This window comes from Bartonella callosciuri (assembly GCF_014203215.1).
GTDB lineage: Bacteria > Pseudomonadota > Alphaproteobacteria > Rhizobiales > Rhizobiaceae > Bartonella > Bartonella callosciuri.
Map to the genome: position 1 here is coordinate 37,777 of NZ_JACHIM010000005.1, position 13,216 is coordinate 50,992.

10 protein-coding genes are annotated in these 13,216 nt (G+C 36.1%); 4 read left to right on the top strand and 6 right to left on the bottom strand.

Annotated features, from left to right (window positions below; all coding sequences use genetic code 11):
• Nucleotides 1-20: 20 nt before the first annotated feature.
• The 6 genes from HNQ69_RS05290 to gltX form a co-directional block, all read right to left on the bottom strand.
• On the bottom strand, nt 21-728 hold the full coding sequence (locus HNQ69_RS05290; protein WP_183229025.1) for an ABC transporter permease: 708 nt from the start codon (nt 726-728) through the stop codon (nt 21-23).
• Entirely contained in the window at nt 725-1,447 is a 723-nt protein-coding gene (locus HNQ69_RS05295) for an ABC transporter permease (RefSeq protein ID WP_183229026.1), read from the bottom strand. Before HNQ69_RS05295 ends, HNQ69_RS05290 begins: the two co-directional genes overlap by 4 nt.
• A 77-nt stretch (nt 1,448-1,524) precedes the next feature.
• Nucleotides 1,525-2,277, bottom strand: a complete 753-nt coding sequence (locus tag HNQ69_RS05300; RefSeq protein WP_183229027.1) for a transporter substrate-binding domain-containing protein — start codon at nt 2,275-2,277, stop codon at nt 1,525-1,527.
• Between the two features lie 419 nt (nt 2,278-2,696).
• Nucleotides 2,697-3,449: a transporter substrate-binding domain-containing protein gene (locus HNQ69_RS05305; protein WP_183229028.1), complete on the bottom strand. Its 753-nt coding sequence runs from the start codon at nt 3,447-3,449 to the stop codon at nt 2,697-2,699.
• Nucleotides 3,450-4,419: 970 nt separating this feature from the next.
• The gene (gltA, locus tag HNQ69_RS05310) at nt 4,420-5,715 is read right to left on the bottom strand and encodes a citrate synthase (protein ID WP_183229029.1); all 1,296 of its coding nucleotides are present in this window, start codon (nt 5,713-5,715) and stop codon (nt 4,420-4,422) included.
• Between the two features lie 253 nt (nt 5,716-5,968).
• Nucleotides 5,969-7,408, bottom strand: a complete 1,440-nt coding sequence (gene gltX, locus HNQ69_RS05315) for a glutamate--tRNA ligase (protein ID WP_183229030.1) — start codon at nt 7,406-7,408, stop codon at nt 5,969-5,971.
• A gap of 115 nt (nt 7,409-7,523) precedes the next feature.
• Here gltX and HNQ69_RS05320 point away from each other — a divergent pair, with 115 nt between their 5' ends.
• From HNQ69_RS05320 to gor, 4 genes are all read left to right on the top strand, one after another.
• A complete protein-coding gene (locus HNQ69_RS05320; RefSeq protein WP_183229031.1) occupies nt 7,524-9,857 on the top strand; it encodes a ComEC/Rec2 family competence protein in 2,334 nt (777 codons plus the stop codon).
• 380 nt (nt 9,858-10,237) lie between these two features.
• Nucleotides 10,238-10,942, top strand: coding sequence for a ribose-5-phosphate isomerase RpiA (rpiA, locus tag HNQ69_RS05325; protein ID WP_183229032.1), 705 nt, complete (start codon nt 10,238-10,240; stop codon nt 10,940-10,942).
• Nucleotides 10,943-11,047: 105 nt separating this feature from the next.
• The gene (locus HNQ69_RS05330) at nt 11,048-11,605 is read left to right on the top strand and encodes a DUF2059 domain-containing protein (protein ID WP_183229033.1); all 558 of its coding nucleotides are present in this window, start codon (nt 11,048-11,050) and stop codon (nt 11,603-11,605) included.
• A 188-nt stretch (nt 11,606-11,793) separates the two neighbouring features.
• Entirely contained in the window at nt 11,794-13,191 is a 1,398-nt protein-coding gene (gene gor / locus HNQ69_RS05335) for a glutathione-disulfide reductase (protein WP_183229034.1), read from the top strand.
• Nucleotides 13,192-13,216 lie beyond the last annotated feature (25 nt).

Below are 13,216 nucleotides of genomic sequence, written 5' to 3' on the forward strand. Positions count from 1 at the left end.
GTTTTTGTGATCATTTTTGTTTACCGTAAATGTCGGGTGAACCGACATTCGATAAGAACGATAAAGCAATGAATGAGCCCGACGATAAAAAGATAGATAAGAGCAGCCCAAACATAAACTTGAAAATCGAATGTGCGTGAATAAGTCAGTTTAGCAATTCCCATTAAATCATAAACAGTGATAAGTGAAGCAATAGCACTGGATTTAATCATTAAGACCAGTTCATTTCCTAAAGGACGTAATGCGATAATCATTGCTTGGGGAAGAATAACTCTAAAAAATGTTACAGAACTTTTCAACCCCAATACTTTTGCTGCTTCACGTTGCCCAGTCTTTACTGAAAGAAAGCTTCCTTTAAAGATTTCAGACTGATAGGCAGCAGAATTGAGTGTAAAGATGAAAAGACAGCAATACCATGCATTTTGAAAGAACCACCATAGACCGATTTGTTGCCAGAAGTCGTTCATTGAACCAAGACCATAGTAGAAAAGAAAAAGCTGAGCTAATAAAGGAGATCCGCGAAAAAAATAAACATAAGCGCGTGCAAAATATTTTAAAAACTTATTATTTGATAAGCGCGCAAATGTGATAACCATACCAAGAGCAAAACCAAGAGAGCAAGCAATAAAAACAAGCTCAACAGTAACAATAAAGCCCTCAATAAATTTGTGACCATAACGGTTTAAAAGAGCAGGATTAAAAAGAAAATAGAGCCACTCAGGAATCATGAGTTCAATACCTTTCGATATCTTCCTTGTATGTATGTTTCCAGATAGCGCAGGGTTGCAGAAAAGAACGCTGAAAATAACAAATAGAGTAAGCATGCTACAAGATAAAACAGCATAGGTTTATTGGTAGCTGCAACTGCTAAATTTGTTTGTCGCATAAGGTCAACAAGTGAAATAGTTGATACGAGGGATGTGTCTTTGAGTAAAGTAAGCCAATTATTAGAGAGTCCCGGTAAAGAAGTTTGAATGAGCTGGGGAAAAACAATACGAAAAAATGTAGTTGAGTATGAAAGCCCTAAGGCTTTAGCCGCTTCATATTGACCTTTATCAAATGCGTTGAATGCTCCAAGCCAAACTTCACAAGAAAAAGCTGCAAGAACCATACTGAGTGCAAGAACACCAGCAACAAACGCATTGATACTGAACATTATTTCAATATTAAGATAATCAAGAACAGTTTGAATAATATTTTGCAAGCCATAGTAAACTAAAAATAAAGTTAAAAGCTCGGGTAGACCACGGAACACTGATGAAAAAAGAATTGCTATAGCTTTAGCTATTTTAATATTGGATCGAATCATTACAGCAGTTAGAAGTCCTAAAGGAAGTCCTAAGAGCCCACAGCACAAAGCCAACGATAATGTCATTCCTGCACTAGAAAGTATAACAACACCCCACCCCCCATTGCTAAATGATAGCAATGCTAAATTTTCCATCATTCTTGCGCTCCTCAAAAAGAGTTAGATAATGTTTTTTAGAAATAAACAGTTTGCTCAATTTTAGTTCAGATTGATATTTAATAAATATCAGATGTAAAATATTTTTTCATAATTTTATCATAAGTTCCATCCAAACGGATTTCCTTTAGCGCTTGATTAAACTTATTTTTAAGGCCATTATTATTTTTGCGTATTGCAATTGCAATAGGAAATTTTGTTTCTTCCAGAATTCCTAGAAGTCTACAACAATCTTTTCCTTCATTTTCGAGCCAATTTAATGCTTGCAGTTTATCAACGATAATCATATCAAGTCTATGGCTTAAAAGGTCACGATTGACTTCTATTGTGGTAGGATAGAGTTTGATATTTATCTCTTCATTAGCATAATGATCTTCTGCGTAGGCAGCTTGTGTTGTATTTGATTGCACGCCAAGATTTTTACCTTTAAAGGCATCTGCCGAGATCTCTTTAATTTCTGAACTTTTTGTCACAATTACAGCGAGCGCTGTGTTATAATAAGGGTCTGTGAAGTCAATTTTTTGTAAGCGCTCTTGTGTGAGAGCGAGAGAAGCGATGAGAGCATCGTATTTTTTTGCAAGAAGACTGGGAATCATTCCCTCAAAATCTTGAGTGTTAATAGTACATTCAACGTTCATTTTTTTACAAAGTGCATAAGATATATCAATATCAAACCCTTGAAGTTTATTATTTGAGTCAATGTAACTAAATGGGGGATAGGAGCCTTCACTCGCAATTTTCAGCGTTTTTGCATCGGCTAATTGGATGAACAGTGTTGCGCTTATTATAAGAGCTACTGCTAATAATTTCATTATGTTCTCCTATTGGATAAGCGAGAAAATATAAGGTTATCATATATTTTTATAATCTGTAAGTTCTTCTGGAGCAATGCAAAAAATTTATTTCTATTTTGCTATCATTATGATGGGCATTATCATAAAAAATTATCTATTTTATTAATATTATATGATAAACTTGTAAAGGAAATAAGTATCTCATTGATTATAATACGGCTTTTTTATGAGATGATTTGTCTTTATTGTTTTATTTAAAAAAATATAAATTCTTACTTTGAAAAAAGTTATAAATCTCAAGTATAAACTCAAAATTTAGGAAGAAAATAAAATATTTTAATTAGTATCATAAAAATATTACATATTAAGAAATATATAAAAATATGTCATATTTTATAAATATAAATACTCTTTATAAATTAATAATGTATTTAATTTTAATAAATATCAGATTTAAAATATTTCCTCATAATCTTATCATAAGTCCCATCCGAGCGTATTTTCTTTAGTGCTTTATTGAATTTAGTTTTAAGATCATTATTATTTTTGCGTATTGCAATTGCAATAGGAAGTTTTGTTTCTTCCAGAGTTCCCAGAAGTTTACAGCAATCTTTTCCTTCATTTTCAAGCCAATTTAGTGCCTGCAGTTTATCAACGATAATCATATCAAGTCGATGGCTTAAAAGATCACGATTAACTTCTATTACTGTAGGATAAAGCTTAATATTCACACCTTCATTAGCATAATGATCTTCTGCGTAGGCAGCTTGTGTTGTATTTGATTGCACACCAAGATTTTTACCTTTAAAGGCATCTGCCGAGATCTCTTTAATTTCTGAACTTTTTGTCACAATTACAGCGAGCGCTGTGTTATAATAAGGATCTGTGAAGTCAATTTTTTGTAAGCGCTCTTGTGTAGGAGCGAGGGAAGAAATGATAGCATCATATTTTTTTGCAATAAGGCCGGGGATCATTCCCTCGAAGTCTTGGGTGATGATAGTGCACTCGACATTCATTTTTTTACAAAGTGCATAAGATATATCAATATCAAATCCCTGGAGTTCGTTATTTGAGTCGATGTAACTAAATGGGGGATAGGAAGCGTCACTCGCAATTTTTAACGTTTGAGCGCTGACCAATTCGGTGAACAATGTTGCGCTTATTATAAGAGCTACTGCTAATAATTTCATTATGTTCTCCTATTAGATAAGCGAGAAAATATAAGGTTATCATATATTTTTATAATCTGTAAGTTCTTCTGGAGCAATGCAAAAAATTTATGAGTGTCCATTTTGCTATTATTGTAATGGATATTGTTATCAAAAAAGTATTTATTTTAACAAGTACGCAATATAATATATATGGAGAAGAAATAAATATCTCATTGATTATGTTGCAGGATTATTTATCACAGGACGATCTTTTTATTCAAAAAATACAGAATTTTTCTTTGAAAAAAATCCTATTAAATTTAATTATAAAAAAAACAAAAGTAAATGATCGTTATCCTCATTAGGAGTCTAAGACTTCTTAGATATCTAGGAATCTAAAGATCAACGGGTTTTATGATAAATATGAATCTTTTTATTGTAAGAAAGCGTCTTGCGAACGATTAATTTTAAAAAGAAGACTTGATAGGGGGAGTCTAGAATATTTCTTTCTTAAGCACTTCATTGGTAAAGTATCATTTTGTATAGAGAAATTTTTAAGTTTGTATTTCCTCTTTTTTCTTAATCGGCTGAAGGGGAATAAGAATTATTTTTTGTATAATTATAAAGAAAACTTTGATAATTTTTTGTGATGCTGTAGGGGGAGAGGAAAAATTCTTAATTTTACTGAGTTTTTGTACATTCCGTGATAATGATTCTAAACCTGCGTAGGGAATGATAGGGAAGATGTTTAATTTCGTAGGATGAGGATCATAAGTTTAAATTTTCTCTCTTTTTGATAAAGATCTTTCTGATATAAAAGAGATCATTTTGGATTTTATTGATTTATTAAAAGAAAATCATCAATTTTTTGCAACTTCTATGGTGGTATTATAACTGTAGAAAGGGTTTTAAAATCAAGGTTTGTAAAACACACTTTTACGTTGAGATATTTAGTCATTGTAATAAAGCTCCAATAAATTGAAGCTTTATTGAAGGGGTATTTTATTTTTTAGTTTATACGTTTTTCTATAGGAATATATTCACGTAGAGCATAACCTGTATAGAGTTGACGTGGTCGCCCAATTTTTTGTGCAGGATCCTCAATCATTTCTTTCCACTGTGCAACCCAGCCGACGCTGCGTGCTAATGCAAAAAGAACAGTAAACATTTCCGTTGGGAAGCCTAGAGCTTTTAATGTAATGCCAGAATAAAAATCGACATTAGGGTAGAGCTTTTTTTCAATAAAATATTCATCATTCAAGGCAATTTTTTCAAGTTCTATAGCGATATCAAGAAGTGGATCATCTTGAATGTTGAGTTCTTTTAAAACTTCATGGCAGGTTTGTTGCATGATTTTTGCACGTGGATCATAATTTTTATAGACTCGATGACCAAATCCCATAAGGCGGAACGGGTCATTTTTATCTTTTGCACGTGCAATGAATTCAGGAATTCTCTTAACAGAACCTATTTCTTGGAGCATCTTTAGGCATGCTTCATTGGCTCCACCATGTGCTGGCCCCCAAAGGCATGCAACGCCTGCTGCAATACATGCGAATGGATTAGCCCCTGATGATCCTGCAAGGCGTACAGTGGATGTAGAGGCATTTTGTTCATGATCAGCATGGAGAATAAAGATTCGATCCATTGCTCGAGCAAGTATAGGATTTATTTGGTATTCTTCACAAGGAACAGAAAAGCACATACGAAGGAAATTTGCAGAGTAGCTAAGATCATTACGTGGATAAACAAATGGTTGTCCGATACTATATTTATAGGCCATAGCAGCAAGAGTTGGAACTTTTGATATGAGGCGAACAGAAGCAATCATTCTTTGTTGAGGGTCTGTAATATCAATAGAGTCGTGATAGAATGCAGACATCGCTCCAAGGCACGCAAGCATGACAGCCATAGGATGTGAGTCGCGACGAAATCCATGAAAAAATCGCGCGAATTGCGCATGCACCATTGTGTGCTGCGTAATACAACGGTCAAAGTCATTTTTTTCTTGTTTTGTTGGGAGTTCACCGTAAAGTAAAAGGTAGCAGCTTTCGAGAAAGTCTCCTTTTTCAGCTAGTTGATCGATAGGATAACCGCGATAAAGCAATATCCCTTTATCACCATCGATATAAGTAATTTTTGATTCGCAAGAAGCAGTTGAGGTAAAACCAGGATCATAAGTAAAGGTATCTGTTTCTTTATAGAGAGAAGAAATTTCAATAACGTCAGGACCAAGAGTACCTTTACCTACTGGGAGTTCTATTTTTTTATTATTCACTGTAATGTGTGCATTATTCTCAGACATTAGATATTCCTTTCAGATCCTTTACTCCTAAAATCAAGATGTTGATTTATCAGGTAGGAAGACATATGATTGAAGCCTTTCTTCCGATATTAAAGGGTAGATTTACCCTAAAAGTTTTCTCATGCAATCTAAAAAATATTTTTTATTTACAACTTTCGGAAATAAGTTATATTTTTCAAATATTTAAGATGAAGTAGAGTCTTTAGTTTGTGTTAAGATATTTGTATTTGAATATTTATTTAGCTAGATAGATTTATGTATCTGTTGTTAGCGTAGCCGTGACAAGTTGGTCATTGATGCGATTAAGAGATTCATCCCTTCCCAATAAAACAAGAACGTCGAAAACTCCTGGCGATGTTGTACGTCCTGTAAGAGCCGCGCGAAGTGGTTGGGCAATAGCTCCAAACTTTAGGTTTTGTGCTTGTGCATAAGATCGAAGAGTTTCATCCAAGGTTTTTGTATTCCAATTTGGACATGCTTTCAAGGCAAGAAAGATACCTTCTAAGATGGATAGACCATTTTTGTCTAAGAATATTTGTGCTTTTTCGTCAAGTCGTAGTGGTCGTTGCGTAAAAATGAAGGCGGCATTGTCAATGAGTTCTCTCAATGTTTTTGAACGTTCTTTCAAATGTGGTATGGCTGCTAGAAATTGGGTACGGCGTTGTTCATCAAGCCTTTCCATTATTTTCAATCCACCTTCAATTTCTGGTAAAATAGTAAGAGCAGCATCAAAAAGATTTTGATCATTGCTCATGCGTATATAATGTCCATTGATGGCATCGAGCTTTTTGAAATCAAAGCGCGCCGCACTTTTATTAATATCATCAATATCAAACCAGGAAATCATATCTTCGATTGACATAAGTTCATCATCACCATGACTCCAACCTAAACGGACTAAGTAATTTCGCAAAGCAGCAGGAAGGTATCCCATTGCCCGGTAAGTGTCGACACCTAGTGCACCATGCCGCTTTGATAATTTGGCGCCATTTTCATCATGGATAAGTGGAATATGTGCCATAACAGGAATATCCCATCCCATTGCATTAAAGATGATTGTTTGACGTGCTGCATTTGTGAGGTGATCATCACCACGTATGATATGTGTTACTCCCATATCATGATCGTCAACGACAACGGCATGCATATAAGTAGGTGAGCCATCAGAACGCAAAATAATAAAGTCATCTAAATCTTTATTAGGGAAGCGAACATCACCTTGAACGCGGTCGTGCACAATTGTTTCTCCATCTTGTGGTGCTTTGATGCGGATAACAGGTTTGATATCTTTAGGGGCTTTAGAAATATCACGATCGCGCCAACGTCCATCATAACGTGGTGGGTGACCTTTTGCGCGGGCACTTTCACGCATTTCAGCCAACTCTTCAGGAGAAGCATAGCAATAATAAGCTTTTCCATCTTTGACCAATTGCTTAGCAATTTGGCGATGGCGTTCTGCTTGTTCGAATTGTGAAATAGGGGTTCCGTCATAGCTAAGCCCCATCCAGTGCAAGCCATCTATAATGGCTTTTACAGCTGCTTCTGTTGAACGCTCCCGATCTGTATCTTCAATTCGTAGCAGCATTTTACCTCCAGTATGTTTGGCATAAAGCCAATTAAAGAGGGCCGTACGAGCACCTCCGATATGAAGGAATCCTGTTGGTGAGGGAGCAAAGCGGGTAATAGCAGACACGGATCTCTTCCTTTAAAATTAAAATGTTATTTGTAGAATTTTATGAAAAGGTTATGTTAGCAATAGATAATAGGGGGGGCAATAGCCGCATTGCAAGTAAAGTGGGGATTTGCGGATGTTTAATCAAAATAAAGTGAAGAGGGGTTTATCCATAAGCAGTGAGTCAGAAAGAAAAAAATCGATTCTGATATGGCATGATATTTTTTCTGCACTTTATAATAATGCAAATAACAACAGTTGTAACAAACAAAAATTTTTTTTGTTTACACCTTTAAAAGAAGCTATGGCTTCTTGGGGGAAGTGGTTAGTAGATTGCATAAACAAAGAAATCTCTTTTGGAATTCTTTTTTCTTTAGTTTTAGTCTTTTTTTCCATAGGCATCATTTTTTATTTTAGTTTAGAGCGAGAGCCAAGCTGGGGGCAATTGTGTGCTTTGGTGAGTATCTTCGGAGGAATATTGTATGTTTTACGTTTTCACCGGAGAGTATGGCTTACAGTGGGATTTCTGTTTTGTATTGTATTGGGCGCTTTGGCTGCCAAAATAGAAACGTGGCGTCTCTCTACACCAATGTTAAGCGGTGATATTGTCAGCACATTAACGGGGAGAGTTATTTCTATTGAGACAAGACAAAGAGGAGGATTTCGTTTAGTTATAGATGTTTTGAGCACGGAAAAGCCAATATTACACCATGGTCCTAATCGTGTTCGTTTGTCAGCAAGGTATTTACCATATGGCTTGGCAATTGGTGATGGGCTCTATGGGAAAGTCAAGATCCGTGCACTATCTGGGCCGGTCCGTCCAGGAGGTTACGATTTTAGTTTCCATAACTATTTTAAAGGAATTGGTGCTCAAGGATTTTATCTAGGAAAACCAATTAAAGTACCAGTTTCACAGTCCGATAGAATATTAGATAGAGTCTTAACAAAAATTGAAAATTTACGGACGAATATGACACAAAGAATCCGTATAGCGATTGATAGGGAAAAAGGTAGCGTTGCGGCTGCCCTTATAACGGGACAGCGGGGCGGTATTTCAGATGACACAAATGAAGCATTGCGTACGGCTGGATTAGCGCATATTTTATCAATATCAGGTTTGCATATGGCTCTGTTGAGTGGCCTAATTCTTGTGAGTATCCGTAGTTTTCTAGCGCTTTTCCCAGTTTTCTCATCCTATTATTCCGCTAAAAAATTCGCTGCTATTGCTGCATTAATGATGACAGCTTTTTATTTGCTATTATCTGGGATCGCTGTATCGGCACAGAGAAGTTTTGTGATGATTGCTGTTATGTTGGTTGCTGTATTGTGTAATCGTTCTGCTCTAACAATGCGCAATTTTTCTATCGCGGGTTTGATCACTTTGGCTGTTACGCCACATGAAATATTAGGTCCCAGCTTTCAAATGTCTTTTTCCGCAACCGCAGCTTTGATTGCATCTTTCGATTGGTGGAATGGAAAGTCACATTTTCGTAAAAGAAAAACCACCCCATCTTATGTTGGAGCTGGAGTGATCGATTTTGTATTCTTATCGTTTATTTCAATATGTGTATCTTCTTTTGTGGCAGGGACTACCAGTGGAATTTACGCTGCTTATCATTTTTCCAATTTTGCATTTTTTAGCGTCATCAGCAATGTTTTAGCTTTGCCAGTAGTATCAATCATCATCATACCTTTTGGATTAATCGCAGTCCTTGCAATGTTTTGGGGGCTTGAATGGTTACCACTCCAAGTTATGGGTTTTGGTGTTGACCTTGTGATAAAAATTGCTCACTCTATAAGAGACATTTCTCCTGCTTTGAATCCTGGATTTGTGCCGCCATCTGCGTTGGTATTATTGAGTGTCGCTTTGGTTGGGTTGTCTTTTTGCAAGACATCTATCAGATTCTTTTTTAGTCTTTTTATTTTTCTTGGTATTTATGTTTATTGGGTGCATTCACCTATACAACTCATTATAGCAGAGAATATGAAGCTTGTGGGTGTTATCAATGAAAGAAAATTATATATTGACCGTTACCATGTGTCTAAATTTACAACATCCCTATGGGAAAAATCATTTCGCATAAATGAAATGATCAAATTAACGAAATATGGTCCTGCATTTCATGAACAATTCGTATGTGATAATCATGTGTGTACGTCTTTATTAGAGAATGGGCTAAAAGTGGTTGTTTTGCGTAGAGAAATAAGTCAATGTATAGAGGCAGACATTATGGTTAAGCCATTTGCAATAAACAATCCAACATGCAACAAGAAAACAAAAATAATATTTACTCCTGAGCAATTGTTATCAAGAGGGAGTGTGATGATGACGAAAAGTGGGAAAATCATTTGGTCTTCTATGGGGTTTTATAGACCATGGAACATGCACAGGCAGTATGCACAAAAATTGCATAATTTATCGTATTCTCGACATCTCTATATAGAAGAGCAGAAACAGAACAGAAAATGACAGGCATATTTTTCTGATTATGCTTTGGTATCTTGTGTATAGTGTTCGGAGAGTTATCAATTTCAGAAAAACTTACTTATTGTTCACAATCTTTCAAAAAACAGACAATTTTTCGATGTCTAGACAATTTATACTTTTAAAGGAGCATTTTATCAGTGTACTTTGATCAACAGAGAGATGCTAAACAATACTTATTGGATAAGAGAGCTGTCAATAAATTTTATAAAGAGATAAAGTTGTTAATTATTCTATTTATTTATAATAATGAGAACATTTTTAACCAAAAGATGACGAACAAATCTATGGCAGATTGTGGCAATAGGCTATTTTTAGTATCAATCTGTAATAAATTTTGCTGTCTGGTGAAGGTAAAGTAATTGATGAATATTCAGCAGTTAAAAAAAATGGCGGCTGTTAAAGCGCTTGAGTTTGTTGAGGATGATATGCGGCTTGGTATTGGCTCAGGCTCGACAGTAAATGAATTTATTCACCTTCTTGGTGAACGTGTTGCACAGGGGCTACGTGTGACTGGTGTTGCTACTTCACGGTATTCTGAACAACTCTGTCGTAAATTTGGGGTGCCTATCGCTACTTTAGAACAAATGCCTGAATTAGATCTTACTATTGATGGGGCGGATGAAATTGGTCCAGAGATGATTCTCGTTAAAGGGGGAGGTGGGGCGTTGTTGCATGAAAAAATTGTAGCAGCGGCATCTCGTGCAATGTTTGTTATTGCTGATGAAACAAAGATGGTAAAAACACTTGGTGCTTTTGCATTGGCGATTGAAGTTAATCCATTTGGTATGCATGCTACACGTAGAGCTATAGAAAAAGCAGCTGAGGATTTAGGACTTTCTGGAGAGATTGCATTACGAATGAATGGAGAAAATCCTTTTGAAACGGATGGTGGTCACTTCATTTTTGATGCATCTTGGGGATGCATTTTGCAGCCAAAACGATTATCGGATGCACTCCTTGCAATTCCAGGAGTTGTCGAGCATGGTCTTTTTTTAGGATTGGCTTCGCGTGCAATTGTCGCTATGGCTGATGGTCAAATAAAAGTTTTAGAACCATTTGATTTTTAGAAAAGACCGTGTACATGACGATATATTAGCATAATAAAATAGATGTTGCAGATTTTGGATAAAATGACGAATTTAAATTATAATTAATATCGGGATAATCATTAAATGAAAACAATATTTTCTTTTCAACGTTTTGTCGTATATTTTGGTGCAGTTGCTGTTTTGGTTATAAATATTGGAACAGCTCATGCACAAGGTGTGAGCGATCAACATTTAGATTCAGCGAGGAAGGCTATTAGTGCCATTCGTGCAACGGATCAATTTGATAGTTTTTTACCAAATTCTGCACGCGATCTCAAAGATGAACTGATCAGGGATGATCCAAATTTGGCAACTGCTATTTCTGATATTGTTGATAAACAGGCACTTGCTTTGGCTAAGCGGCGGTCTGATTTAGAAAAAGAAATTGCTCATGTGTATGCAAAGTATTTTACTCAAAAGGAACTTGACACAATTACGGCATTTTATAATTCCGATACTGGTAAAAAGTTTTTAACAGAAGTTCCAAATCTTGCGCGCGATTCTTATTCTGCATTTGATTCATGGCGTTCTGTTCTTATGCAGGATCTTATAAAAAATGTAAAAAAGGAAATGTCTGGAATACTTCATTTGAATAACGCCATTGCGCCTACAAAGCCGAGCACTGCAGCAGATAAAAAATGAGAGTTTGATTAATATTATTAAAATAGTACACGTTTCCTCGTTTATTTTTAAAAGTGGCGGTATTCCCGCCATTTTTAATTAAAGAAAGTCGGTCTTTATAGAAAACATGGTGCTTGAAACAAAAAGACGTTCATTTGATAGTAAATAGCGATTGCCTATTATTGTAGACATATAAAAAGGAATAGTTTGTGGGATCTTTTGACTTTGATTTATTCGTTATTGGAAGCGGTTCAGGTGGAGTGCGCGCTGCACGCCTTGCGGGAGGACTTGGTAAGCGCGTTGCTATAGCAGAAGAATATCGTATAGGGGGAACTTGCGTTATTCGCGGTTGTGTTCCTAAGAAATTGTATGTTTATGCGTCACAATATGCAAAAGAGTTTAGTAAGAGCGTTGGTTTTGGCTGGAAATATTCTAATCTAACTTTTAGCTGGGAAACGTTGGTTGCAGCTAAAAATAAGGAAATATCAAGATTAGAAGGACTATATCGCCAGGGGTTGCAGAACAATAATGTTCGTATTTATGAAAGTCGTGCTGTTTTTGTGGATGATCATACAGTAGAACTCTCGGTAACAGGTGAGAGGATAAGCGCAGAAAAAATTTTGATTGCAACGGGAGCTAAAGTTGTGCCAAACACTGCAATAAGAGGCGGTGATTTGTGTCTTACTTCCAATGAAATTTTTGATCTTGAACAACTTCCAAAATCAATAGCCATTGTTGGTGGGGGGTATATTGGTGTGGAGTTTGCTAATATTTTTCATGAATTAGGTGTGAAAACCACGCTACTTCATCGTGGTGATTTGATTCTTCGTCACTTTGATTATGATTTGCGGCAGTTGCTTCATACTGCAATGATTGAAAAAGGGATTTCTATTATCTATGGAACGACAGTTTCTCAAGTACAAGCTCAAGCTATGGAGGAGGGGTATGATATTGTTTTATCAAATGGACAAACGATTAGTGCTGATCGCGTTATGTTGGCTACGGGGCGTGTACCAAATACAACAGGCTTAGGGCTCGAGCGGGCAGGTGTTCAAGTAAATGAATTTGGTGCAGTTGTTGTTGATGAAAGGATGGCTACAAATGTCCCTCACATTTGGGCTATTGGTGATGTAACGGGCCATGTTCAATTGACACCTGTTGCGATCCATGATGCAATGTGTTTTGTTAAGACTGTGTTTGAGAATATATCCACGACACCTGATTATGATTTAATCACGACAGCGGTTTTTTCTCAGCCAGAGATTGGAACGGTTGGTTTGTCAGAAGAAGATGCTATTCATCGTTATAGGCGTATTGAGATTTATCGTACAGTTTTTCGTCCTATGCGTAATGTTCTTTCCGGGAGTTCGGAGAAAATGTTTATGAAGCTTATTGTTGATGGTGAAAGTCGTATTGTTGTGGGGGCTCATATTTTAGGGGAGAACGCTGGTGAGATGGCACAGCTTATTGGCATATCTCTCAAGGGAAAGCTGACAAAGGATATCTTTGATGAAACTATGGCAGTGCATCCAACGATGGCAGAAGAGCTGGTAACAATGTATAAACCAAGTTACGTCTATGAAAATGGCAAAAAAGTAGAAAATTAACCAGCATGTGTTATGGTAAGCGGCA

What these genes read in the sequence shown, in the direction of transcription:
- HNQ69_RS05290 (WP_183229025.1), bottom strand. Translation starts at nt 728, where the DNA reads ATGATTCCTGAGTGGCTCTATTTTCTTTTTAATCCTGCTCTTTTAAAC.
- HNQ69_RS05295 (WP_183229026.1), bottom strand. Translation starts at nt 1,447, where the DNA reads ATGATGGAAAATTTAGCATTGCTATCATTTAGCAATGGGGGGTGGGGT.
- HNQ69_RS05300 (WP_183229027.1), bottom strand. Translation starts at nt 2,277, where the DNA reads ATGAAATTATTAGCAGTAGCTCTTATAATAAGCGCAACACTGTTCATC.
- HNQ69_RS05305 (WP_183229028.1), bottom strand. Translation starts at nt 3,449, where the DNA reads ATGAAATTATTAGCAGTAGCTCTTATAATAAGCGCAACATTGTTCACC.
- gltA (WP_183229029.1), bottom strand. Translation starts at nt 5,715, where the DNA reads ATGTCTGAGAATAATGCACACATTACAGTGAATAATAAAAAAATAGAA.
- HNQ69_RS05320 (WP_183229031.1), top strand. Translation starts at nt 7,524, where the DNA reads ATGTTTAATCAAAATAAAGTGAAGAGGGGTTTATCCATAAGCAGTGAG.
- rpiA (WP_183229032.1), top strand. Translation starts at nt 10,238, where the DNA reads ATGAATATTCAGCAGTTAAAAAAAATGGCGGCTGTTAAAGCGCTTGAG.
- HNQ69_RS05330 (WP_183229033.1), top strand. Translation starts at nt 11,048, where the DNA reads ATGAAAACAATATTTTCTTTTCAACGTTTTGTCGTATATTTTGGTGCA.